Origin of the sequence: Bacillus sp. EB01 (assembly GCF_000613125.1) — a bacterium.
Taxonomy (GTDB): Bacteria; Bacillota; Bacilli; order Bacillales; family Cytobacillaceae; genus Bacillus_D.
The window spans coordinates 3,903,382-3,928,501 of sequence record NZ_HG964497.1; the positions used below are offsets into that span (position 1 = coordinate 3,903,382).

Annotated in this window: 22 protein-coding genes; 19 read left to right on the forward strand and 3 right to left on the reverse strand. The window is 40.6% G+C overall.

Annotated features, from left to right (window positions below; translation table 11 throughout):
- Nucleotides 1–690: 690 nt before the first annotated feature.
- The 16 genes from TY16_RS18215 to TY16_RS18290 all read left to right on the forward strand — a co-directional run bounded on the left by TY16_RS18215 (nucleotide 691) and on the right by TY16_RS18290 (nucleotide 19,981).
- Entirely contained in the window at nucleotides 691–1,866 is a 1,176-nt protein-coding gene (locus tag TY16_RS18215) for an LL-diaminopimelate aminotransferase (protein ID WP_043933237.1), read from the forward strand.
- 30 nt (nucleotides 1,867–1,896) lie between these two features.
- Entirely contained in the window at nucleotides 1,897–3,366 is a 1,470-nt protein-coding gene (locus TY16_RS18220) for an aldehyde dehydrogenase family protein (RefSeq protein ID WP_442853254.1), read from the forward strand.
- A 130-nt stretch (nucleotides 3,367–3,496) separates the two neighbouring features.
- On the forward strand, nucleotides 3,497–4,345 hold the full coding sequence (locus TY16_RS18225) for a 3-hydroxyacyl-CoA dehydrogenase (RefSeq protein WP_043933239.1): 849 nt from the start codon (nucleotides 3,497–3,499) through the stop codon (nucleotides 4,343–4,345).
- Between the two features lie 154 nt (nucleotides 4,346–4,499).
- Nucleotides 4,500–5,213, forward strand: a complete 714-nt coding sequence (locus TY16_RS18230) for a CoA transferase subunit A (protein WP_043933240.1) — start codon at nucleotides 4,500–4,502, stop codon at nucleotides 5,211–5,213.
- Nucleotides 5,194–5,880: a 3-oxoacid CoA-transferase subunit B gene (locus TY16_RS18235; RefSeq protein ID WP_043933241.1), complete on the forward strand. Its 687-nt coding sequence runs from the start codon at nucleotides 5,194–5,196 to the stop codon at nucleotides 5,878–5,880. Before TY16_RS18230 ends, TY16_RS18235 begins: the two co-directional genes overlap by 20 nt.
- Before the next feature lie 41 nt (nucleotides 5,881–5,921).
- Nucleotides 5,922–6,698: an enoyl-CoA hydratase/isomerase family protein gene (locus TY16_RS18240; RefSeq protein WP_043933242.1), complete on the forward strand. Its 777-nt coding sequence runs from the start codon at nucleotides 5,922–5,924 to the stop codon at nucleotides 6,696–6,698.
- A 12-nt stretch (nucleotides 6,699–6,710) separates the two neighbouring features.
- Nucleotides 6,711–7,862 (forward strand): acyl-CoA dehydrogenase family protein, encoded by a 1,152-nt coding sequence (locus TY16_RS18245; protein ID WP_043933243.1) that lies wholly within the window; start codon nucleotides 6,711–6,713, stop codon nucleotides 7,860–7,862.
- Nucleotides 7,863–7,874: 12 nt separating this feature from the next.
- Nucleotides 7,875–9,068: a thiolase family protein gene (locus tag TY16_RS18250; RefSeq protein WP_043933244.1), complete on the forward strand. Its 1,194-nt coding sequence runs from the start codon at nucleotides 7,875–7,877 to the stop codon at nucleotides 9,066–9,068.
- Between the two features lie 19 nt (nucleotides 9,069–9,087).
- The gene (locus tag TY16_RS18255) at nucleotides 9,088–10,086 is read left to right on the forward strand and encodes a hydroxyacid dehydrogenase (RefSeq protein WP_043933245.1); all 999 of its coding nucleotides are present in this window, start codon (nucleotides 9,088–9,090) and stop codon (nucleotides 10,084–10,086) included.
- 9 nt (nucleotides 10,087–10,095) lie between these two features.
- Nucleotides 10,096–11,175 carry a tartrate dehydrogenase gene (locus tag TY16_RS18260; protein ID WP_043933246.1) on the forward strand — a complete coding sequence of 360 codons (1,080 nt, stop codon included), beginning with the start codon at nucleotides 10,096–10,098 and terminating at the stop codon, nucleotides 11,173–11,175.
- Between the two features lie 326 nt (nucleotides 11,176–11,501).
- Nucleotides 11,502–11,963, forward strand: a complete 462-nt coding sequence (locus TY16_RS18265; RefSeq protein ID WP_052342790.1) for a GNAT family N-acetyltransferase — start codon at nucleotides 11,502–11,504, stop codon at nucleotides 11,961–11,963.
- 158 nt (nucleotides 11,964–12,121) lie between these two features.
- Complete coding sequence (locus tag TY16_RS18270) at nucleotides 12,122–12,337, forward strand: DUF6366 family protein (RefSeq protein WP_043934829.1); 216 nt, start codon at nucleotides 12,122–12,124, stop codon at nucleotides 12,335–12,337.
- Between the two features lie 432 nt (nucleotides 12,338–12,769).
- A complete protein-coding gene (locus TY16_RS25370; protein WP_052342791.1) occupies nucleotides 12,770–16,621 on the forward strand; it encodes a carbohydrate binding domain-containing protein in 3,852 nt (1,283 codons plus the stop codon).
- 353 nt (nucleotides 16,622–16,974) lie between these two features.
- Nucleotides 16,975–17,814 carry a hypothetical protein gene (locus TY16_RS18280; protein ID WP_043933247.1) on the forward strand — a complete coding sequence of 280 codons (840 nt, stop codon included), beginning with the start codon at nucleotides 16,975–16,977 and terminating at the stop codon, nucleotides 17,812–17,814.
- A 298-nt stretch (nucleotides 17,815–18,112) separates the two neighbouring features.
- On the forward strand, nucleotides 18,113–19,315 hold the full coding sequence (locus TY16_RS18285) for a glycosyltransferase family protein (protein ID WP_043933248.1): 1,203 nt from the start codon (nucleotides 18,113–18,115) through the stop codon (nucleotides 19,313–19,315).
- Nucleotides 19,316–19,453: 138 nt separating this feature from the next.
- Nucleotides 19,454–19,981 (forward strand): hypothetical protein, encoded by a 528-nt coding sequence (locus tag TY16_RS18290; RefSeq protein ID WP_155922281.1) that lies wholly within the window; start codon nucleotides 19,454–19,456, stop codon nucleotides 19,979–19,981.
- A gap of 74 nt (nucleotides 19,982–20,055) precedes the next feature.
- On the opposite strand, the gene TY16_RS18295 is transcribed toward TY16_RS18290, so the two are convergent.
- Complete coding sequence (locus tag TY16_RS18295; RefSeq protein ID WP_081773032.1) at nucleotides 20,056–20,862, reverse strand: MOSC domain-containing protein; 807 nt, start codon at nucleotides 20,860–20,862, stop codon at nucleotides 20,056–20,058.
- 164 nt (nucleotides 20,863–21,026) lie between these two features.
- Between TY16_RS18295 and TY16_RS18300 the strand changes: the two genes are divergently transcribed.
- The 3 genes from TY16_RS18300 to TY16_RS25855 all read left to right on the forward strand — a co-directional run bounded on the left by TY16_RS18300 (nucleotide 21,027) and on the right by TY16_RS25855 (nucleotide 22,456).
- Complete coding sequence (locus TY16_RS18300; RefSeq protein ID WP_043933249.1) at nucleotides 21,027–21,602, forward strand: nucleotidyltransferase family protein; 576 nt, start codon at nucleotides 21,027–21,029, stop codon at nucleotides 21,600–21,602.
- Nucleotides 21,603–21,711: 109 nt separating this feature from the next.
- Nucleotides 21,712–22,086, forward strand: coding sequence for a nuclear transport factor 2 family protein (locus TY16_RS18305; protein ID WP_043933250.1), 375 nt, complete (start codon nucleotides 21,712–21,714; stop codon nucleotides 22,084–22,086).
- A gap of 208 nt (nucleotides 22,087–22,294) precedes the next feature.
- Complete coding sequence (locus tag TY16_RS25855) at nucleotides 22,295–22,456, forward strand: DUF3934 domain-containing protein (protein ID WP_081773033.1); 162 nt, start codon at nucleotides 22,295–22,297, stop codon at nucleotides 22,454–22,456.
- Nucleotides 22,457–22,661: 205 nt separating this feature from the next.
- Here the strand turns inward: TY16_RS25855 and TY16_RS18310 are convergent, their stop codons facing one another.
- Together TY16_RS18310 and TY16_RS18315 are read right to left on the reverse strand one after the other, a co-directional pair.
- Nucleotides 22,662–23,429 carry a SurA N-terminal domain-containing protein gene (locus tag TY16_RS18310; protein WP_043933251.1) on the reverse strand — a complete coding sequence of 256 codons (768 nt, stop codon included), beginning with the start codon at nucleotides 23,427–23,429 and terminating at the stop codon, nucleotides 22,662–22,664.
- Between the two features lie 331 nt (nucleotides 23,430–23,760).
- On the reverse strand, nucleotides 23,761–25,005 hold the full coding sequence (locus TY16_RS18315; protein ID WP_043933252.1) for a CdaR family transcriptional regulator: 1,245 nt from the start codon (nucleotides 25,003–25,005) through the stop codon (nucleotides 23,761–23,763).
- Nucleotides 25,006–25,120 lie beyond the last annotated feature (115 nt).

The window sequence follows — 25,120 nt, forward strand, 5'->3', positions numbered from 1 at the left end:
GTGGCTTAGAGACGACGGTGTATTATGAGTGGCGGTTTGATACCACGACTAAAGGAATTCATCGGGAAGGGAAGTCTTTAAATAGCTAATGAGTAATTTTTATAGAGGTGACCAGCGCGCTCCTTAAGCAAAAATGCAAAAGCTTAAATACATATGCTGTACTAAACAAAAACGGATTTGAAGATATCAAGTGATTGCAGTGGAAGGTGCGAAGACTCGTTCGAAAATGCTAGCGCATTTTCTCCTGCGGTGCTTTTTCAGGGAAGATAATTCAACGTCCTGTGGGAGCAGCGGGACAGGTGAGACCCCGCAGGCGTACACGCCGAGGAGGCTCACCGCCCGCGCCACGGAAAGCGAAGCACCTCGCGACAGGCAAAGAACGCCTGGCCCTGCGATGATTATTCTTAGGTGCTTCCCTTTGTGGAACGGAAATCACGGGATTTAAAAAGAAATGCTTAAATTTATTTTATATAGTAACCTACATAAAATTCCATCAGCTTATGGCTGCCCCCTACGCACCCTTTACTTATGAAGTGGTCCTATACCACCTTTTGTTAAAACAATACGGAATAAGTGAGGTATTTTCACTCATTTTTGTATAAATCGACCATAGTTATAAAAGTGGAAAACCGATAAATTTATGATGTAGATTGAATTTTCTGAATTGACAAGTGGAAAGCGGGTGAACAAATGAATTTCCAATCGCTTCGTATGTCACAGATACCTCCTTACCTATTTGCCGAAATCAATAAGAAAAAAGCAGCAATGGCAGAGGCGGGAATAGATATTATCGATTTAGGAATTGGTGATCCTGATTTACCTACACCTACACATATCATTGAAAAATTAGTAAAAGAATCAAAGGATCCGAGGAATTTGAAATACCCAAGTTTTATAGGAATCAAGGAATACAGAGAGGCAGTTGCCGATTATTACAAGGGACATTTCGGGGTATCGCTGGACCCCAATACGGAAGTACTGGCATTGATTGGTTCCAAGGAAGGGATTGCTCATATCGTGCCAACCCTTGTGGATCCTGGGGAGTATGTATTAATACCAGACCCAAGCTACCCGGTTTATCGGATGGCAACATTGCTGGCAAATGGCCAGTGCTATAATATGCCGCTTTTAAAAGAAAATAATTTCCAGCCCGATTTTGAGGAAATTCCCAAAGAGATACTTACCAAATCAAAGCTCATGTTTTTAAATTATCCTGGTAATCCTACTGCAGCAACAGTAGATATTGATTTTTTTAAAAAGGCTGTAGAGTTTGGAGCGAAGAACGGAATCCCGATTGCACATGATTCGGCTTATAACATGGTCACCTTTGGTGGGTATAAGGCACCGAGCATCCTAGAGGTTGAAGGTGCTAAAGATATCGCTGTCGAGTTTGGATCGTTATCAAAAACCTACTGCATGACTGGTTTCCGGATTGGCTATGTGGCAGGAAATAAAGAAATAATACAGGCATTGTCAATTTTAAAAAGTAATACAGATACAGGGCAGTATACACCGATTCAAAAGGCGGCTGCTCATGCTCTAACTGGTGATCAAAGCTGCATCTCTTCCTACAATCATATTTATCAGGAACGCTTGGCGGCCATGGTAGAGGGACTAAGAACAATTGGGGTGGAAGTCGAACCGCCAAAAGGGAGTTTCTTTATATGGGCGCCCGTACCAGATGGATATACTTCTGCAGAGTTTGTCACGAATGTACTGGAACAGACCGGAGTCATCCTCACTCCAGGCAGTGCTTTTGGCCCTTCCGGAGAGGGATATTTCCGCGTTTCACTTTCAGTGCCAACCGAGAGATTATTTGAAGCAGTAAATAGAATCAAACAAAAACTAAAATCAACAAACAATTAACAAATGGAGGGATAGGACTTGAGAAAAATAATGAACTATATCAATGGGCAATGGAGCGAGCCATCAACCGGGAGATTTGTTCCAGTTATGAATCCGGCAAATGGAGAGGTGCTTGGTGAGGTTGCCCAATCTTCAAAGGAAGATGTCGACAAGGCTGTACAGGCGGCAAGACAGGCACAAAAGTTATGGCGATTGGTACCGGCACCTGAACGGGCTGATTACTTATATAAAGTTGCCTTTTTATTAAAAGAAAGAAAGGAACAACTCGCCAAGACACTAACAAGCGAAATGGGCAAAGTGATTGAAGAGGCCAGGGGGGAAGTACAGGAAGCGATTGATATGGCTTTTTATATGGCCGGTGAAGGACGAAGGCTTTTTGGCGATACGGTCCCTTCCGAGCTGCGCGATAAATTTGCCATGAGTGTTAGGGTGCCGGTTGGTGTTGCGGGATTGATTACTCCATGGAATTTCCCGATTGCCATTGCCTCATGGAAGTCACTTCCAGCCCTCGTCTCCGGGAATGCAGTTGTTTGGAAACCGGCGACAGAAACGCCGATGGTTGCTGAGGAGTTTGTAAAAATCTACGAACAGGCCGGTCTGCCAAAAGGGCTTATCAATCTAGTAAATGGGTCTGGAAGCGAGGTAGGCAATGCCATGGTCGAACATCCAGGTATTGATTTAATTTCCTTCACCGGATCAAATGAGGTTGGAAAGGCAATCAATGGCCGTGCCGGTTCGCTTTTAAAAAGAACCTCGCTGGAAATGGGCGGGAAAAATGCTGTTACTGTGTTGGAAGATGCAGACCTTGATCTTGCTGTCGAAGGGATTTTGTGGGGAGCTTTCGGAACTAGCGGCCAGAGATGTACCGCAACAAGCCGCGTACTTGTCCATGAATCGGTTAAAGAGCAAATCGAACAAAAACTGCTTTCACGAATAGGCGAACTTAAGCTTGGCGATGGTTTGGACGAATCTGTTAAGGTTGGGCCTGTCATCAACCGTTCTTCCCTTGAAAGGATAGATGACTACGTCAAAATTGGGCAGCAGGAGGGAGCCAAACTTCTTACCGGCGGAAAAATAGCCGATGAAAATGAGTTGGGAGAAGGCAATTTCTATCAGCCTACTATTTTTACCGATGTAACAAGGGATATGAGAATTGCACAGGAAGAGATCTTTGGGCCGGTCGTTTCAATCATTGGGGTTAAAAGCCTTGAAGAAGCAATCGAGATTAACAACAGCGTTGAATTTGGTCTTTCAAGTTCAGTTTATACCGCCAATATTAATCAGGCTTATAAGGCAATGAGAGATATTGATACCGGTATTGTTTATATAAATGCAGGAACATCCGGGGCGGAAATCCACCTGCCATTCGGCGGAACAAAAGGAACCGGCAACGGCCATAGAGATTCCGGTGTCGCGGCGCTGGATGTGTATACAGAATGGAAATCGATCTATGTTGATTACAGCGGCAAACTGCAGCGGGCACAGATTGATAACCAGTAGTAACCATCAACAACAAACTCTCAAATTTATATTATCTAAAACCTGAAAATAGAATCAGCAGGAGAGTTTCTGCTGATTCTTTTCCTGTAACGTGTTTAAATGCAGCCAACAGATTGGGAGGGAAACGCTCGTGGAAAAATTAACGGTTGTCGGCTCCGGAGTAATGGGCCGCGGAATTGCATATGTAGCTGCTTTAGGCGGCTACCAGGTTTTTATAAACGATGTTAGTCAAGCAAATCTTGAAAAAGCGAAGGTATATATTGAAACCGAAATGTCCAAGAGTGCTGATAGGGGATTTTTAAAAAGAGAAGAGGTTGAAACGGCTTTACAAAACATACATTATACGAGCAGCCTTGAAGAAGCTGCAGGCAATGCAGATGTCGTTATTGAAGCCGTTTTTGAATTGATCGAACTGAAAGTTGAAGTCTTTAAAAAGCTGGATGCAATCTGTCCGGCCCACACTCTCCTTGCAACCAATACATCTACGATGAGTCCTACAGAAATAGCTGCACAAACCTCCAGACCAGAAAAATGTATCGCCATGCATTTCTTTAACCCTGTCCACAAAATGAAGCTTATTGAGATAGTCAGAGGCTTGCAAACTTCTGATGAAACGATGAATAGAGCAAGAGAAGTGAGCCGGAAATTAGGCAAGGAAACAGTTGAGGTCAATGAATTCCCCGGGTTTGTTACGAGCCGGATGAATTGCCTGATTGGAAACGAAGCCATGAACATGCTGATGGAAGGAGTAGCCTCAGCTGAAGATATCGATAAAGCAATGAAACTTGGCCTGAACCATCCAATGGGGCCGCTTGAACTTGCAGACCTTGTCGGCCTTGATACCAGGCTTCGAAACATGGAATATCTTTATAAATCACTCGGAGAAAAATACAGGCCATGTCCGCTGCTTATTAAATATGTCAAAGCAGGCAGGTTGGGCCGCAAATCAGGGCAGGGATTTTATACGTATGAAAAATAACAAGGAATTTCCAGTAAATGTCTAAATGCTCATATCAATGCCAAAATGGCTCATATGAGGCTCATATCGGTACAGAATTGGCTCATATCGGTGCTGATTCGGCTAATATCGGCACTAACTAGGCTTATAAGTTTTACAAAATGGAGGGCGAACGATGAGCAAAACGCTTAAGTGTGAAAAACTCCGATCGGCTAAGGATGCTATCAATTGGATCAAGCAGGGTGACCGGGTACTGGTTGGCGGCTTTGGCCTTTGCGGCACACCATTTACGCTGATTGATATGATAGCGGAATCAGACCATGCGAGGGAGCTTACCATCATCAGCAATAATCTTGGCGAGGCTGGAAAGGGCCTGGGAAAGCTATTACTCTCAAAACATGTAAAAAAAGCGGTTGGATCGTATTTTACCTCCAACCGTGATGCAGTAAAAGCGTGGAAGAGCGGAGAACTGGAAATAGAACTGATTCCTCAGGGAACATTGGCTGAAGCCATTCGGGCAGGCGGTGCCGGGATTGCCGGTTTCTATACGAAAACAGCGGTCGGGACAAAGCTTGCTGAAGGAAAGGAAGAAAGAGTTTTTGACGGCGAACGGTTTATTTTTGTGAGAGGAATTAAGGCGGATGTAGCGTTAATTAAAGCAGCTAAAGCTGATACGCTTGGCAATCTGGTTTATTCAAAAACGGCACGGAACTTCAATCCGATGATGGCAACTGCTGCAAACCTTGTGATAGCCGAGGTGGATGAGATTGTAGAAGCGGGTTCGCTTGACCCGGAACAGGTTGTTACCCCACATGCTTATGTGGACATCGTTGTCATGAATGAACGGTATGAAAAGGTAGGAGGCGTGTATGTTGAACGCAACGGATAAAAATCAGCTGCAAGCATACCGGATTAGAATAGCGAAACGGATTGCCCGTGAACTGCATGAAGGAACTGTTGTGAATCTTGGGGTCGGGATTCCGACTCTGATTCAAAATTATTTAAAACCGGACAGCGGGATTTATCTTCAGTCTGAAAACGGATTGTTAGGGATGGGCCCGACACCGCCAAAAGATCAGATTGATATGGATTTAATTAGTGCGAGTAAACACCCGATAACAGCTGGGGTGGGGGCATCGATATTTTCAAGCTCGGATTCATTCGTGATGATTCGCGGCGGTCATGTGGATACCGCGGTAATGGGTGCGCTTCAGGTCAGCGGAACGGGTGAAGTTGCCAACTGGGCTGTACCGGGAGAGGACATTCTCGGTGTAGGAGGAGCCATGGACCTCGTTGCGAGTGCGAAGCGAATCATCATTGCAATTACGCATGTTACCAAGAACAACTCGCCTAAAATAGTAAAAAAGCTTACTTACCCAACAAGCGGGATACAAAGCGCCGAGATGATCGTCACAGAAAAAGCGGTCTTCCGCATTGAACAGGGAGAATTGATTTTAGAGGAGATCGCCTCTGATTCAAGTCTCGAGGAAATAAGGGCACTAACAGAGGCCGAGTTTACGGTATCTGAAAAGCTTAAAACCATGAGTGTTGATTAGGGGAACTGCAACAATTTCAATTTCAAAGAGGTGTTGAGGAAATGGAATTTACCAATATCCTAGCCCGCCAGGAAGAGCATATCGGCTGGATTGTTATAAATCGGCCCGAACTGAGGAATGCATTAAATTTAGATACACTGCATGAAATAGAAAAAGCTTTAGACGTATGGCGCAGCAGCCAGGACATTCGTGTTGTCATCTTTACCGGGGCAGGTGAAAAGTCGTTTGCCGCCGGCGCGGACATTTCCCAGTTGAATAAGCGGACGATGATTGAAGCGCTTCAGCCGAATATGACCGCCACTTATCGTAAAATCGAAGACTATGAAAAACCGACCATTGCAGCAATTAACGGGGTTGCTCTAGGTGGAGGGCTCGAGCTAGCGTTGGCCTGTGATATCCGAGTTGCCTCACTGAATGCGAAGGTTGGCCTGCCAGAAGCGGGATTGGGGATTATCCCTGGTGCCGGGGGAACACAAAGGCTTACCCGGATCATCGGAAAAGGGAGAGCAATGGAGCTTATTTTAACAGGCGATATTCTTACTGCTGAAGAAGCCCAAAGAATAGGCCTTGTCAGCAGGGCAGTGCCGCCCGAAGTCTTACTTGAAACTGCAAAGGAATATGCAAATAAATTATCGAGGAAGGCACCACTTGCGCTAAGGCTGGCAAAAGCTGCTGTGAACCGCGGCGCCGATATTGATATGGAAACAGCTCTTTACCTCGAAAAGCTGTCCCAGGCATTATTAATGGGCTCAGATGATAAACGTGAGGGAACTGAGGCATTCCTGGGAAAAAGGCAGCCAAACTTTCAGGGGAGATAGGGGGAAGTATAAATGGATTTTACATTTTCAGAAGATATCCAGCTTTTAAAAAAGGCTGTTCATGATTTTGTTCAAGGGGAAGTAGAAAAAGTAGCAATGGAAATCGAGGACAACGATGAAATTCCAGAACATATTGTAGAAGCATCTAAGGAAATGGGGCTTTTCGGGCTGAGCATCCCGGAAGAATACGGCGGACTTGGGCTCGATATGGTCGGCAAATGCGCGATATATGAAGAATTGGGAATGACCCATAACGGCTATACGACATTAATTGGGGCTCACACAGGAATCGGTTCTGTAGGAATTGTCGAGCTAGGCACGAACGAACAAAAAGAAAAGTACCTGCCGAAAATGGCGAGCGGTGAGTGGATAGGTGCATTCGCATTAACAGAACCGAGTGCCGGGTCGAATGCAGCCAATTTAAAAACAAAAGCTGTTAAAAAAGGCGATAAATACATTCTGAATGGCTCCAAACATTATATTACCAATGCCGTTTGCGGCCACGTATTCACGGTAATGGCAGTAACGGACCCAAGCAAGGGTGCCAAGGGTATTACCTCCTTTATCGTAGAAAAAGATTTTCCAGGATTCATAGTAGGAAACGTCGAGAAGAAGATGGGTCTGCGCGGCTCACATTCCGCTGAACTATTTTTTGAAGATTGCGAGGTTCCAGCTGAAAATGTACTGGGAGAAGAGGGAAAAGGATACGTCAATGCCTTGAAAATCCTTGCCAACGGACGCGCGGGACTAGCAGCAAGAAATCTCGGTTCCTGTGAAAAACTGCTGGAACTGAGCACGGATTACGCGATGCAGCGGACCCAGTTTGACAAGCCGATTTTCGAACAGCAGGCAGTCCAGCACATGCTGGCAGACATGGCGATGGAAATAGAACTGCTCCGTTCGATTACCTATCGGGTCGCCTGGATGGCGGATAAAGGAATGAGGGTAGTAAAGGAAGCGGCGATGGCTAAGCTGTACGGTTCTGAAGTCTACAACCGTGTTGCTGATTTAGCGGTCCAGATTCACGGGGGCATCGGCTATATGAGGGATTATCCGATTGAGAGATTTTACCGTGATGCCCGAATTACGAAGATTTATGAAGGAACAAGCCAGATTCAAAGGAATATTATTGCCAATGAACTAAAACGCGAGTTCTTAAAATAGGTGGGGTTGGAAATGAGAAATGTCGTAATCATTGATGGTGTCCGTACAGCAATCGGAAGAATGGGCGGAGCGTTAAAGGATGTAGAAGCTGATTTTTTATCAGGGAAAGTCATGCGGGAAGCAGTAACAAGATCTAATATAGATGAAGTAAATGTAGACGAAGTGGTTTGGGGCCATGCCAAGCAAAGTTCAGATGTACCTAACTTGGCACGCCTAGCGCTGCTTCGGGCAGGGATACCGATTGAGGTTCCCGGTTACACTGTACACCGCCAATGCGGTTCAGGGCTGCAGGCTATCAATAATGCGGCACAACAAATTATGTGCGGGTTATCCGATGTAATTTTAGCAGGCGGTGCAGAGAGCATGAGTACAGCTCCCTATTATTTGCGTAAAGCTCGATACGGTTATGGGGCCGGAAATGCAGAACTAGTCGACCCCAATACAGAAAGCCAGCCGAGAGCACAGCCAATCGAAGTGTATGGAAATTTAACGATGGGGTTAACTGCGGAAAACCTTGCCGAGCGGTACTCCATCAGCCGCGAAGAACAGGATGAATTTGCTCTCCACAGCCAGCAAAAAGCTGCTGAGGCAATCTCAGCCGGCAAATTTAAAGACGAGATTGTTCCTTATGAAATCAAGCATAAAAAAGATATAATTGTTTTTGACACAGATGAACACCCGAGGATGACAAGCCTTGAGAAGCTTGGCTCGTTGAAGCCTGTATTTAAATCGGGCGGTACTGTTACAGCCGGGAATGCAAGCGGGCGGAATGATGGTGCCGCGGCCCTTATTGTTATGGCAGAAGAAGAAGCTGAGAAGCGCGGCCTCAAATCCCGTCTTCGGATTGTTTCACAGGCAGCAGTCGGTGTGGCTCCTGAAATTATGGGAATCGGGCCAGTGCCAGCAACTCTCAAAGCTCTTAAACTTGCAGGCTTAACATTAGATGATATAGATTTAATAGAACTAAATGAAGCATTCGCAGCCCAGGCGCTGGCCTGTGTGAAGGAGCTTGGAGTTGATCAAAAGAAGCTGAACGTCAATGGCGGGGCAATTGCACTTGGGCATCCGATTGGCGGTACAGGTGCAATCCTGACAGTTAAAATTATGAATGAGCTGGAACGGCGCGGTGCCAGGTATGGGTTGATAACCGCTTGTATCGGGGGCGGTCAGGGAATTGCTACGATTGTTGAAAATCTTCGGGTTTAAGGATTCGGGAGGAAAAAATATGAGTAAGCCAAAAGTATTGCAAATCCTGTCGATGTATCATCCAGACGGGGAAAGGGTGTTGAATGAGGGAGCCGAGGTCATCCGGACAGATGAATATGATATTCCCCGTTTATGCGAGGCGGTAAAAAATGTAGATGGAATTGTCCTCAGGGCGCCAGCTAAAATTACCCGCGAAGTAATCGACGCTGCTGGTCCGGGATTAAAGGTTATTTCAGGAGCAGGTGTCGGGCTGGACAATATCGACGTTGTTTATGCGACCGAAAAAGGAATACCCGTGCTCCATGCTCCATCCGTCAATAAGGTTTCAACCGCCGAGCATGCGGTCATGTTAATCATGGCTCTAGCGAAATCAATGATTCCCTTCCATGAAAATATGAAAGAAGGAAACTTTGGCTCGAGAATGGAAATCCCTTCATATGAACTGAAAGGGAAAAAGGTCGGTTTAATAGGGTTTGGTAACATTGCACAAGAAGTGGCAAAACGCATGAAACTGGGATTTGATATGGATGTTACCGCTTGGGTCAGGGAATATAAACCGGAAAAACATGGGTATGCAGACGAAATCGGCATAAAGATAGCAACCAATATGGACGAAGTTTTCCGTGAGTCGGACTTTGTTTCCCTCCATATTCCATTAAATCAGCATACCAAGTATTCCATAGATAAAAAGCTGTTTTCCCAAATGAAGCCCACAGCCTATTTGGTCAATACAGCGAGAGGTGCGGTCGTTAATCAAACCGATCTGTATGATGCCTTGAAGGCAGGCCAATTGGCAGGAGCTGGTTTGGATGTGTTCGATCCGGAGCCGCCTCCAAAAGATTTGCTATTATTAACTCTTCCCAATGTTGTAGCTACTCCACATGTTGGGGGAACAACCGTGGAATGCAACCAAATCATGGCAAGAACAGTAGCCGAAAATGTCATAAACGTGCTGAATGGTAAAAAACCAGCTTATATTGGCAACCCCGAAGTGTTAACTTCTAAAACATTTGAGTAGGAGATAACTATGGAGAAGTATTCTATTGCCCTGCTTCCTGGAGATGGAATCGGGGTCGATGTTGTAAGGGAAGGCAAGAAAGTATTGGATACGGTTTCCTCGCTCCACGGAGGCCTATCTTTTTCCTATAAAGAATTTGACTGGAGCTGCGAGTATTATGCCAGGCATGGGAAGATGATGCCGGATGATGGCTTGGATATCTTAAAAGCGTTTGATACGATTTTCCTTGGGGCTGTCGGCTATCCAGGTGTGCCAGATCATGTTTCTCTGTGGGGGCTGCTTTTGCCGATCAGGCGCCAATTCGAACAATATATAAATATACGCCCAATCAAATTGCTAAAAGGAATTACCTCACCGCTTGCAGGAAAAACCTGTGATGATCTTGATTTCATTGTAATCCGTGAAAATAACGAAGGGGAGTATTCCAGCATCGGCGGCCGGATGTATCAGGGCACCGATATGGATATGGCGATCCAGAACAGTGTTTTTACCAGGAAAGGTGTTGAAAGGGTTTTACGATATGCCTATGATGTTTCACAAAAGCGCGGCGGGAAAAAGCATGTAACAGCTGCCACAAAATCCAACGGCATTAATCACACGATGCCATTTTGGGATGAGTATGTCGAACGGATTGGCCAGGAGTATCCTGATGTGGGAAGGAGTACTGTACATATCGACGCACTGGCTGCTTTTTTTGTCAGCAAGCCGGAAACATTCGATGTTGTAGTTGCCTCCAATCTTTTCGGCGATATCCTGACTGATTTAGGCGCAGCAATTGTTGGTGGGCTGGGAATTGCGCCTTCAGCAAATATCAATCCTGAAAAAAAATACCCTTCGATGTTCGAGCCGGTCCATGGTTCCGCACCAGATATCGCAGGAAAAGGCATTGCCAATCCAATTGCGTCGATTTGGTGCACCAGCATGATACTGGACCACTTTGGCCAAACCGAAGCTGCAAGAGCAATAATTGACGCGATGGAAGATGTCCTTCAGGAAAAAGAAATGGTTACACCTGATTTAGGCGGAAAGGCTACCACGGATCAGGTAGGCAGCTATATTTGTGAAAAACTTAAAATCCGTTTGGGCTAAAGATTACCTGCCTTTTTAAAAAACAATAATAATTAAGTTCTGGACCAAATTGCCTAGCGGTTTGGTCTCTTTGTTTTGAGGAGGTTTTAAGAAAACATTTTTATTAAGAAGGATTTAGCACCCTTTTTATGGAAGCTCTTTATTAAACCAAAACGGATCCTAATTCATAAAAAGCATAAATAAAATATATAGAGAGAGTGGGGGATAAAGCTGAATGAAATAATAACGTCTATTTGTATTAGTTTAGTAATAATAACCGGGAGAATTTCTTAATAAGCAGAGGGAGCAGCAGTTTTACAAACAAAGAAATATAAGAGGTGATATAAGTGAATATCAGACTTGCGGAACTAAGAGATATTAAGCAGTTAATTAAAATGAGATGGGATAATACCATTGAATTTGATGAGAGCAAGAAGGATGAGTCCTTTGAAGAGTTTGAAAAGGAATGTCAAACATTTTTAGAGAATGCTCTAAATAGTAATCAGTGGTTCATTTGGGTGGCAGAAGACCATAAGAAAATAGTTTCGCATATATACATAGAAGTAATACAAAAAGTGCCGAGACCGGGGAGAGTGACTCATCCGTTTTTGTATATGACAAATGTGTACACCATTCCTGAATATAGAAATGCAGGCATTGGAAGTAAAGTATTAAGTTCAATAAACCATTGGATTAAAGAGAATAAATATGAGTTTGCAATTGTTTGGCCGAGTGAGGAAGCTATTAATTATTACAAGAAAAATGGATATGTTCAATGTACTGAACCAATGGAATACTTCCCGTCTTGAAAAACTAAGGGACTAATTAATGAGGAAAGGAAGCGGACTTTTAGTCTATTAGTAAATCTTATTAAATATACGGATGAGTTGATTTAGGAAGGAGTATGTACCATTTTATTTTGAAGCTCTTATTGAATAAAAAAATATTGTTATCCGGGGGATGGGGCATGCAAGATAATAAAGAAACTCCTGAACAAATTAGAGAGAGATTAAGACAAGAAGAACTGAAAAGAAATCCAATGGGTAATGTGAACGATGGTTTTAATAGATTAAACAGTGGTAGTTTTGTGGATTTAGTAGGCAGTTTGGGTTGGAAAGGCACTGGGGTGCTTATTCTTGTAATCATTATAGGATTTATTCTCGCCTCATTCTTCTTTAAGTAACTTGAGTTAATTCGGATCATTTTTACAACTAGTAGGTTAGCGGTTCAAACCAGTTGAGCAGGATAGAAGATTAGTTACTGACTCAGGCTTATAAAATATTAGTGTTAGTTGGAAAATCATAAAATCTAAAAATATTCATAGCCTTCCTATCACTTAAGATGGGAGGTTATTTTTTTTATTCACATGTAGTTTGTGAGGATCTAGGTCATCATTCCTGCTCCTTATTACTCTATTTATTTACGGTCATATTCCCGTCAGTACGTATTAGCAGGAATCTTGTCTATTAATGAGAAAGTTTAGGAGGACGAGACCGGGAAATGGAGAGCTATCTTATTTAATTGAGGACTTAGTACAATGTTCTGCAAACGTTCGAAGAGGGGGAGAGATTCACTGGTGTATCGGTCAATTTATTTAAAAATGGGGAGGTCAATAATGAAGAAACAAAAATTGAAAAGACGGTCTGCGCTTTTTTTCTGTTTTACTCTTGTTTTTAGTTTACTTGCTCCTTTTTCAAATTCACAAGCAATAGGTACCAGTGCTATGGCCGGGGCGGTTTTGAATGCTGGGTTTGAAGAGGTGGTCATTCCTGGGTGGAGCCTTGTCACAAATAATTCATCCACAAGTTTTGCTATCAGTAATGAAAGGGCAAATACCGGGAACAAAAGCTTACATTTTAAAGATTCTAATAGCAGCAATACTGGTGGTAATTTGCAAGTAACGAGTGAAAAAATACCTGTTAATTCAGGACAGTCTTATACAGCGAAAGCATTTGTTAATGTTGTTAAACAATCTCATAGTATAGGATATGAGGTTCATTATTTTAATAATGAGAATAATAAGGTTGGATCAGTAACATTTATTAACTTCCAGGCAGCAGTCTTAGGAACAAATCAATGGACTGAAATCAGTGTGCCATTCACAGTTCCCGAAGGGGCAACTAAGGCTGAGCTTCGGTTCAATTCGGGGAATCCTTCTATAACTGAAGCTTACTTTGATGATGTGAGAATTGTAAGTGATTTGGATTCTACAGAAACACTGCCGGTAAACGCATCATTTGAAGCGGAAGTCGTATTTCCAGGCTGGAGTCTCGTAACTCGAAATCCGTCCACAAGTATCGCATTCAGCGAAGAAAAATCCCGCACTGGAAATAAAAGTTTATATCTTAAAGATTCAAATAGCAGTAACCCGGGAGGCAATTTACAAGTAACGAGTGAAAAGATTTCTGTAACAGCAGGAGAGTCATATATAGCGAAAGCATATGTAAATGTAGTCAGCCAATCACATAGTATTGGTTTTGAGGTTCATTATTTCAATGATGACAATCTTAGGGTTGGAACAGCTACATTTATTAACTTCGGTTCAGCTGTTTTAGGAACAAACAAATGGACTGAAATACAAGTTCCTTTTGAGGTTCCTGATGGTGCAACCAAAGTCGAACTGCGCTTTAACTCCGGTCATATTTCCATTACGGAAGCGTATTTTGATGATGTAACAATTGAAGGTACTTCCATTGAAGAACCACCAACAGAAGATATTAACAAAGAAGTGGTGAATCCAGGCTTTGAAGATAAAGTGTCGGATGGTAACATAACAGGTTGGAACTCAGAGTTTGAAGGACCAGGCATTCAAGTTAGTTCAGAACGTGTTCGTACAGGAGTGCAAAGTTTACACTTACACGATACAACAGACAAAGCGGGTGTTAGTGTTTTAAGTGATAAAATTGCTGTTGAGCCTGGTGCCTCCTATTTATTGACCGTCTTTTCTAATGTGCTAAGCCAGTCACATAATGTCGTGACCGAAATTCGTTATTTTGATAAAGCTGATAAGAAAATTACGGACCATAGGGAACTTAACGGTAACTTGCCGAAAAATGAGTGGATTGATTTAAAAGTATTTAGTGTTGTTCCAGAGAATGCAGCATATGCAAGACTGGCATTCTATTCTGGAGGTATTAGTTTCACAGAAGTCTATTTTGACGATGTTACATTCAAAAAAGTAAAAGATGATTCCCAATTAGACCGTGAATATGTCGACCCGGTTAATCTTGGCGAGATGGTCCATGTTCAACTGGGACAAGCGGGAGCTATTCAAAAAAATAGTTTGGGTGAGAATGAAGTATACTATCATTCAAACGGCCACCCAGGAACTTTCTCGGTACTAGACGCAGAAACAGGGAAACTTAAATTTTCTAAAGTTATTGATAACACAGAAGCCGTATGGGCGATGGCCATTGGCCCTGATAAAAATGTATACTTTGCGGGTACTTCAGATGGAAAATTATATCGTTATGTTCCTGAACTAAAAACAGTTGAATACCTAGGAGCCAATCCTTCTGCTGCCTGGGTCTGGGATATTGAAGCGACGGAAGATGGTAAGATTTATGGCGCTACATACCCAGGCGCTGGAATTTTCGAATATGATATCAACACAGGCCAATTCAAAGACTTTAGTAGTGTCACTAATCAGGATTATGCACGTGGAGTAGCTGTTGATGGTGATTATATTTACGTTGGAATTGGAACAACGAAGCATCTATATAAAATTAATCGCCATACTGGTGAAAAAGAGGAGCTACTAATCGAAGGACAGTCTGGTGAAAATGGAATCATTCAAGATATCTGGGTTGTGAATGGGAAGCTTCTTGTTGCCGTTTCAACCATCAATATGCTTGTCATTGATCCAGAGACAATGGAAGTTGAAGGTTCGTTCGAGTTTAGCAATATGATATCTGAACCTGATCCGAATCAGCCCAATATGATTTATTATAAAAAAGGAACACAATTGTACAAATATGATCTGAATGAAAATAAAGAAACATTAATTGAGGGACTTCCAGTTCTTCCGGATACTCCACGGGTAAAGGATATGGCTTGGCTTACGTTATCTACTGGCAAAACAGTATTGGCGATGGTGACACAGTATGGCGAATATATGCTCTATCATCCAGAAACAAATGAGTTCTCCTTCGTCATGTTAGACCTCGCCGCAACTGCGGTAGCGATTCAATCCCTTGAATCCGGTCCGGACGGAAAGCTTTATATGGGCGGATATCAGCGTGGCATGAGTGTATATAATCCGTTCACTGATGAAGTCGAAGTGAATGTTTCTTCGTTTGCCCAGCCAGAGGGAATTGGATTCATGGACGATACCGTTTACTTTGGAACATATGTAGGGGCTATTATGTACAGCTATGATTCAACAAAGCCAGTAGATTTAAATAGCAATCCAAAGCTTGAATATGATATAAAAGATGAACAAGACCGCCCTTTTGCCATCACATCAGGTGAAAATAAGCTGTTTGTTGGAACAATCCCTGACTATGGTGTCTTAGGCGGAGCTCTGGCTATCTATGATTCTGAAACAGATGAATGGTCTCAGCAGAGAAATGTCGTTCAGGATCAAAGTATTATTAGCTTGGCCTACCACGATGGAAAGCTATTTGGAGGAACATCTGTCTGGGGTGGATTAGGAATAAATCCTAAAGCAGATGAAGCAAAAATCTTTGTTTGGGATGTTGAAAAAGGTGAAAAGATTGCGGAGTTCACACCGAAAATCCCGGGAATTGATGTAACACCTCGAATGATAGGTGATTTATCAATCGGACCAGATGGATTCTTATGGGGTGCCGTTGAGGGAACAATCTTTAAAATGAATCCTGAAACCTATGAAGTGGTGGATAGTAAAGTTATACGGCCAAGTTTATACAATAGCAGTAAATGGGTTCCTTATCGCCTTAAATGGGGACCAGATGGCATGCTCTATACAACATTATCACGCAGCCTGATTGTGATTGATCCTAAAACACTAGATTACAAAGTGCTTGTAGAGGATTTCATGAACAGCATGACCGTCGGGGTTGATGGAAGCATTTATTATGCACTTGGTGGTGAGCTTTACAAAATCCCGGTACCTGAAACAGACGCAACCTTACGAGCGATTAACATTGATGGTAAAGGAATTGAAGACTTCCAACCAGGTAAATTAAACTACACCATATATGCTGACCCAACTGAAAACATAGTAGCAGAGCCAGGTCAACTTGGTGCAACAGTTGAAATCGTACATTCAACTGGGAAAACAGAAATCATTACAACAGGAACTGATGGCATTTCCACGTTAACCTATACAATCACATGGGCAGATCAACTATGCAAGCCAGGTAAACCTGACAAACCTGGTAAGCCAGAAAATCCAGGCAAACCTTGCAAGCCAAATAAACCCGGTAAACCAGAAAGTCCTGGTAGACCAGATAATCCAGGTAGACTTCAAAATCCTGGAAAATAACTTTCTAATAAATAGAATACTCCAATGGAACGAAAAAGGTTTTCTGCTCAGTACAGAAAACCTTTTTTCACTTCTAGGGTTAGAACACTTGGAATCATTATTGCATGCAAATTTTGAAGAATTTAGTTGGATAGGGGAACTATGTATTATTATTGTCCATTTAAAATATTTTAAATGAATTTTTTCACGGTGGCATCATGAATATTGGTTGGGCCGGTTTTGCGCTTCATGGATGGCTAACCGGGGCAGTTAAAGAGAAACTTAGATCGTAATGGTAAAATTAACTTGAATAACCATGCCATTATTAATTAAAGTTTGCTATTGCGATTACTTATGTGAATAGGAGGATTTTTTTGAGAATAATCGATACAGTACCGTATTTTTTGGAAAACTATCAACCTTCTATAAATTTTTTACGGAGCTACTATATGAATTTTCCAGAGATCTTCAGGGAGTATTTTTTATATCATTGCAAAGACACTGAAGAAAGGCATATTCAGTCGATAACAAGGTATCCTCAAGTCTTCACTTCCATCCAGTTAATCCACAACGAAATTGTTACCATTATAAAAGAAGTAGAGTACAATTATTTGAGTATGTATCAGGTTAATTTTCCTATTGATGTATATCTAATCGTTGGTGGTTTTGGTTCTAATGCCTATACACACAAACAAATAATACCTAATGTGACTTTTGCGTTAGAAAAATTATCGCCAGAAAGTAGTCATTTACGAGCCATTATTGCACACGAATTAGGACACGTTACTCATAATATTATTTCAGATAAAGCGGGAAATGACTGGTCGAAAGTGGATTGGAATAGTCCTCTTACCTGGCTATTTCAAGAAGGGGCGGCTACACATTTTTCAAGGATAACATCACCTGGACTGTCTTCTTCCATATATTTTTCTTACGATGATAATGGTGATGAATGGTTGGCATTTGCATCATCCCACAAAGAGGAAATTCAATTTGAGTTTGCAAAAGGTCTTGCAGAATGTTCCCCGCAAGAAATTTTTCGTGAGTGGTTCTCCATTAATGGAGGAAAAACTTTTGGTTTTCCTCGATTGGCATACTTTTTGGGGGATATGTTATTTCAAGAAATAGTTTTACAAGTTGGAGAAATGAACGCTATTACAGCTTGGAAAGATCACGGTTTTAAGGACACCATTAACACTTGGCTGGATTATTAGAATAATACTTTTTGTAAGTAATTTTCCAGATTGTAAAGCATCCTATATAACTAACGTGTGCGAATGATCCAATGAGGATTTTCGCACTTTTTTGTTAAATTCGTTATTGAATAAACGTGGCAATTTAGTGCAAGAAGAATGTGTAAAGAAGTTTAAAACAATTTAGTTCTTATTGGAGCGGGATATTCCTTAATAGGCAGGTTTTCTATAATTTATTATTCATAGACTAATACCGTGACAAGCTTTTAATCATTCACATATTAATAGGAGAAAGTTTAATAAAAAGGGATGATAGCTTTTGAAGATTTTATTTCTAGAAAGTCACCCAATGTGGATTTATGGTTTACCTAATGGTTTTAAAGAAGAAGGTCATACGGTAATGATTTCTGGGCCATTAAGTAAGAAGAATATTTCAGAAATGATAGATTTGTTTAAGCCAGATTTAATCATATCTGTGGGATGGACAACCGAACACTCTAAAGAAAAGTGGCGGTGGATCCGAAAGGCTATCAAGAAAACAAAAATACCGCTCGTTTATTGGGCAACTGAAGACCCTTTACACACTGAACATTTTACAATACCTCTTATTAATGCTATTAAACCGGATTTCGTTTTTACAGTTACACCTTCATTATGTAAAAAATATGAGGAACTAGGTTTCAAGGCGGATCATTTAGAATTTGCGTACCATCCGAGTGTGCATTTCCCGGTACAACCATTGGATAACTTTTGTTGTGATATAGCGGTAGTAGCGAATGCTTACCCTAGATATTTCAAAGAAAATCCAAATGCGTTCCGTTTGGAGGCCTTAAACACATTAATAAGGCCACTTATCAATGATGGAATTCGTGTTGATTTTTGGGGGAAGCATTGGAACAAAATGGGGGAATATATAGGAACAGACATTCCAACTGATTGGATTCATGGCTATTTGGACTACAGGGATGCATATAAAGTCTATAATTCTGCCAAAATCGTTATTGGATTGCAAAATGCCAGATCACAACTTACTATGCGCACTTTTGAAATTCTTGGTTCTGGCGGGGTTTTATTAACAACGGATACATCGGCAGTTCGCGAAAAATTTACACCAGATCAAGATTTAATTGTTTCATCCAACAGTAGCGAAACAGTATCCAAGATTCAATATTATTTAAATAATGATATAGATAGACAACAAATACGTGATAATGGAATAATGGCTGTCCAAGAACATTCCTATCGAAATCGAGCTAAGCGAATACTTGAAGTATTAGAAAATAGAGGGATTATAAGAGAAACCGGAGATATTATACATTATTCAGAGTTTCTAAAAGAAAACTATGAAATTTATAAGGTTTCTCAGGGTGACACTCTTTCAAAAATTGCAAAGTTATATAATGTCCCGTTGGAACAATTGATTGAACTTAATAATTTTAGTTCAGATAAAATATATGCAGGTCAAATAATTAAAATAAAGAAAAAGCATAATAATAAGAAATTTTTTGGATTTTTTGGCTGAGTAGTTGTTTTACTAGATCCGAGTGAAGAACCACTTGGCTTTTTTTATGAGTGAATATTGGAGGATTATTTAAAATCAACTTGGACAAGCTAAACTAAACATACATTTAGGGTGATAAAATTGTTCAGGAAGGTTCCTGTGATATTACTGTTTTTGTGTGCCTTTTTTAGCGTGCAAACTATTCCAACAGTAGGTGCAAAACCAAAAGATTCTCCGACTCCATTAATAGAATTTTATAGAGAAATTGGCTATAAATCGGTGGGAGAGGCAGTTAGTGAGTGTGAAAAACACTTCAAGGAAGAGGTAAAACTCCCACTGATGATTCCTGCTATTCCATTCTCTCACCAATTCGGAAGGTTTTGGGATGACAAAGCACATAAGACAAATGATTCCCTGGAAATAGAATATTTGAATGAAAAAAAGCCGGAGAATTTTTATAAAATTACCATTAGGCCTCTGAAAAATAAAATTGATTTTAAAGATAAAGGCAATCAAAAATTATATAAACTTAAAGACGGCCAAAATGCTATCTATATGGAATTAATAAATCAAGGATTTCTTGTTTTTGAATATGGCAAATGGCAATATATACTTGGAATAAATAAAAAGCTATCAAAAGAAATTACACCCGAGATATTAGTGGAAATTGCTAATTCCATTTCTTAAAAGTGTGGTGTCTAAAACAAAAGAAGGACTGCAATACAGCAGTCCAGCCACAGGAAAATCGGTCCATGTCTGTATTAACCTATCTCAATGGTGTCTCCAATCTTTATACTGCCGGGTTTTACTACTGAAGCATATACCCCCAAGCTCCCAGCATTATTTCTGACAATCGACCTTAGTACGTTTGGATCTTTTGGCAGGTCGCCCTGAGCTAATGTAGTCATTACACATCGCTTAGTTTCTTGAGAAATTTTAAGTTGAACATCGCCAACAGTCAGTGTTTTCCCCACCCAATCATTTTCAACAAAAGCTTCAACATTGGGAACTTCAATAATAATGTTTGGTCTGAACCGGCGCGGCTCAATCCTGCTATCTGGTGCGAGCTTCCTTAAGTAATTAATCGTTGAAGTTGTAATGATGTGAACGAAATCAATGTCAAAAAACGTGTTTTCAGGTGAAGTTCTGGTGAATACTGTGCCTTTATTATCAAGTTCTTCAATTTCCTCAGGAATATATCCTTCGAACTGCACATCCATAGCCGATGGGCTCGATAATTGAACAGTACGATTAAAACTTTCTGACAACAAGTTATCTTTTTTCTCATCAATACTATCGACCCATCTTCCATCCGGAAAAGTAATTCTTACAGGAGGAATTGCAGCATCCTTTTGTGGCTGGTCTATATACTTGGCACGATATTGAAACATGTTTGGCCACTTTTTTGGATTTTTTGCATTAGCAAGTTTCCCAGTTTCATTGTCGATTACACCATAGGCTCTGTCGCCTAATAAGCCCTTTACCGTAACTTCGCAAGCATTTAATTCCTCACCCATCATTGATTTAACCGGATATCTCCAAATTGAAGCAACAGTTGCAGTTGTCACATTACTCACCCTTCCTTTCTTATGTATTAATAGTAAGTATATTGGTTTGCTAAACTTTTTCCAAAGAAAAAGGGCAATGCTTTCGCTTAAAATGCTAAAGTGACTATAGGATTAAGTAAATTCATCCATTCGCTAATCTAGTTAAAACACTTTAGGAGGACGCAATGTTAAAAAATGAAGAAGATATCAAACGAATTATTCTAGAAGACGAATGGATGATGGAGGTTTTAAAGACGGCGCAGTCATTAAATTTACCTGATTGGTGGATATGTGCTGGCTTTGTGCGTTCAAAAATATGGGATACATTGCACAGATTCACAAAGAGGACCGCTTCAGCTGATGTCGATGTGATTTACTTTGACCCAAAAAATACCGATGAACCAACCGAAAAGAAGCTGGAACAAAAGTTGTTCGAAATTTCGCCTGGAATACCCTGGTCCGTGAAGAATCAGGCGAGAATGTATAAGGTAAATAATATATCACCTTACATATCATCTGTAGATGCAATATCAAAGTTTCCGGAGACCGCCACTGCAATTGGAGTAAAATTAGATAGCAATGATACAATAATGCTAACTGCTCCTCATGGAATAGAAGACGTTTTAAAATTAAAAGTAAAGCCTACTCCTTATTTTGCAGAGTCTTCTGAAAGGATAGCCATTTATGAGCAAAGAATTATAAAAAAGGATTGGAAATCCAAATGGGGACAAGTAACCGTAAACCATGTTAACCTTTATTAATAAAGAAGGTCTAGTATGGAGTACAGGCACATTTTAGGAAAGGATTTTGTCATAAAGATTAAAATGACTGATCTATGATAAATATCACTAATAAAAAGGATGATATATAATGAGCAATTCACTGAAAGATAAGGCAGTCTCTTTTTTGCAACTAGTTGCAACGGGAGAAGTGCGGGAGGCATATAGTAGATACGTTAGTCCAGATTTCCGTCATCATAATCCCTATTTCCGTGGGGATGCCGAATCACTTATGCTTGCAATGGAAGAGAACGCCGGAGAAAATCCAAATAAAACCCTTCAAGTAAAACATGTCGTCGAAGAGGGGGATAATGTTATGATTCATTCCCACATAAAGCAAAAGCAAGATGACCCAGGGGCAGCCGTGGTCCACATCTTTCGCTTCTATGATGACTTTATCGTCGAAATGTGGGATGTTGGCCAACCAATACCGGAGAATTCCCCTAATGAAAATGGTGCGTTCTAAGGAATGATAGTATTAATGTAAACTGATGCGTAAAGCTCCCCATTTTAAGTAACGGGTTCCGTTTTGAGGGGGAGTTACTGTTGCTACACAATAGTATTGGTGACTGGACGGCAGTTATTTAGTGCAATACGTTTGGTTAATAACCAAATAAAATGACTAAAACTAACTAGATAGGTAATTCAACTTAGAATAATAATGAGGTGATTTTATGAGTAAAGCTAAGGGAAAAGGTGGAACAGGGAGAGGAACAGACAAGAAGGGTTGGAATCGTTGGCAATCTAGCGCAAACAAAAAGAAGAGTGCAAAACCTTATATAAGTAAAGGTACCAAAAAAACAGAGGTTGAAAATGACCCTACGAGCAATAGTTAAATCCACTGTCAGAAATATAGCGGATGCTAAAAAAACAATTATTTAATAACCTAACGTGTACGAGTGCAAACTAAAGAGCCTCATATATGACACTGAATTAAGTGAATAAAAAAGAAGATGAACACTACTTTTTGTAGAGATTCATCTTCTTTTTGTTTGAAGGGACATTTGCCCCCCTTGAGCTGTTCATTTTGTGTGTAATATCTTAAATCTTAATATCAATCTTCGCATTTTTCTTTAACACTTCAACATGCTGAGCGAGTTTTTCCTGCTGTTTTTGCTGTTGAAGAGATTGTTCGATTTGCGGTTTTACTTCTTCAAGCTTTGGAATTTCTTGACCAGTACTCTTTCCTTGTTCCGCATATTGATCATACGTTTTTTGAATTTCTTCATTTGTTATTTCACCAGCCGGCACTTCTTGCTCAACGTACTGTTTAATTTTAATATCGTCAGCTATTTGAGTTTTAAGTGTTTTCATATCCATGCCGGATTTTTTAAGAGCGGCTTCGAATTCTTTTTCTGTTTTAAACTGTTTTTTAAGTTCGTCCAGCTGCTTATTAATATCTGCCTCTGAAACTTTATAGCCTTTTTTATCTACGTCCTGAAGAAGAAGAGTTTGTCCGACTAAGCTGTCAATTGTTTGGTTTTTGACTTGGTCTGCAGCCTCTTTAGAAGTCGGATCTTGTCCCATTTGCTGCATTTGTGATTGTGTATATGCTAAAGCGCTATTATAGTCGCTTCCTAAAATTTCTTTATCATTCACTATGGCAACAATTTTCTTTTCATCTACTTGCTGTGCTTCTAGTTTCTTTTGCATTTCTTCCATTTGCTTTTGCTGTTCCTTCTGCTGAGCGGTTTCCGCTGTTTTTGCTTTATCACCATTTTTAGCTTCTTTACCTTCTTCATTTCCTCCACATGCTGCTAAAACAACGGCCATTAGTCCGGTTATTAATATAAACATCATTTTTTTCATATATCCATTTCCTTCCCTAACCTAGAAGTATAATTTTCCTCTAAAAAAAATCATCTAGTGCGCATTATAAAGATAATCTTACTAAAAAGAAACAGTATGCGCTCTTTTTTAATATTTATAACATGATTGAAACATTTTTAATTTTGATTTTATATGCTAAATACAATTATACGTATTTTCTCCTCCAAAGCAGAACCTGTCACAATTTAAGGGTAGCCTGTATTTTTTTAAAAATGCGCTCGATCACAAGTAGACCATCAACCTGTAAGAATTTGATGGTCTACTTATCGTACCTATTATAATTATCTAGCTAGCCAACAAGTTAAACTATTTATAATAGACTTCGTTTAGCAACTGGTGTGGCGGGTTTGCTTCTTTGTTCCTCATAGCATTGAATCGCCGTATAGAGCAGCATGCAGTGTTCAAAATTGTTTGTTTGCAAGCCGGTTATTTCGCTTATTTTTTCCAACCTGTAGATAATCGTATTTCGGTGGATATACAAATTTCTTGAGGCCTCGCTAAGATTCATATTGTATTTACAAAAGCCCAGGAAGGTGGAGGCTAATATATCATAATTATCCTGAGTAGTTAATGGCTTCAGAAAACCAAGCAGTTTATTTCTGTAGTCATCGTTTAATTCCTTAGGAAGCATCCTAATCAGTGTTTCCCGCTCATTAAATAAATGGACAGCCGAATCATGATTGAACTGAGTCCCAATGGTCATAGCATGAATCGCATTCTGGTAGGACTGGGCAAATCCGCCTAACCCGGTTTGAACATCTCCGGCAGAAATGCAGGCTGTAGCCTGGTATTTCGTTTCAAGAAAACGATTGATTTTCACGAGTTTTTCTTCAAGGCTTTCCAACAGAGCCGGATATGAACCAGGAAAAGGAAGGGATTTAATAATGATGTACCTCTCCAGGCTCAAAAACGAAATAATATCATCCTTTTGCTCGTGAAAAATAATCTGAAGGAAGTTTAATACTTCTTGTTGGAAATATTGAAGCGGGAAGCTGGCATAATAATCATCGGACTTTTTTCTGACCGTGATTTCTTCGGACAGGTTCCTTATATCAACTAGCAGGCAAACCCTATTCAATTCCATATTGAACTCGAGTAATTTGGCAGATTGGACCAGCTGCTCTGTTATATCACCTCTTTGCTCCCTAAAATGGATAAGCTGATGAACAAACATCTCAACCATTTTTCCTTTAAGCTCAATCATCTCATTCCGAAACGCTTCCTGGCACATCATTTCAACCTGGTTCTTTACAAGCTGGACATATTTTTCGACTTCACGTGGTTCACCGACAATTCCCAGTACACCGATAATCTTATGATTAAATTTTAACGGAGCTGAAACTCCGGGAAGGATTTGTTTTTCTATTTCATTTTTACATTCAATCAGTTCATTCCTTTTGATGACTTCAAGTGATGGCTGATGGAAAATACCGATTCGGCTCTTATCGGTAGAACCAATGATAATGCCGTGATTATCGGTAATACTGATTGGGAATTCCAAAATCGCACTCGTTTTCTCAACAATATCCTGAGCGATATGCTCCAATATTTTCACACCATATCCCCCTCTTCAAAAAAAGACCCTTAAAGTTATTTTAAACTATATATAGATAAGTTGTAATACTATTCAGAAAATAAAAGGATTTTACAGAGTTATAGAGAAATAGAAT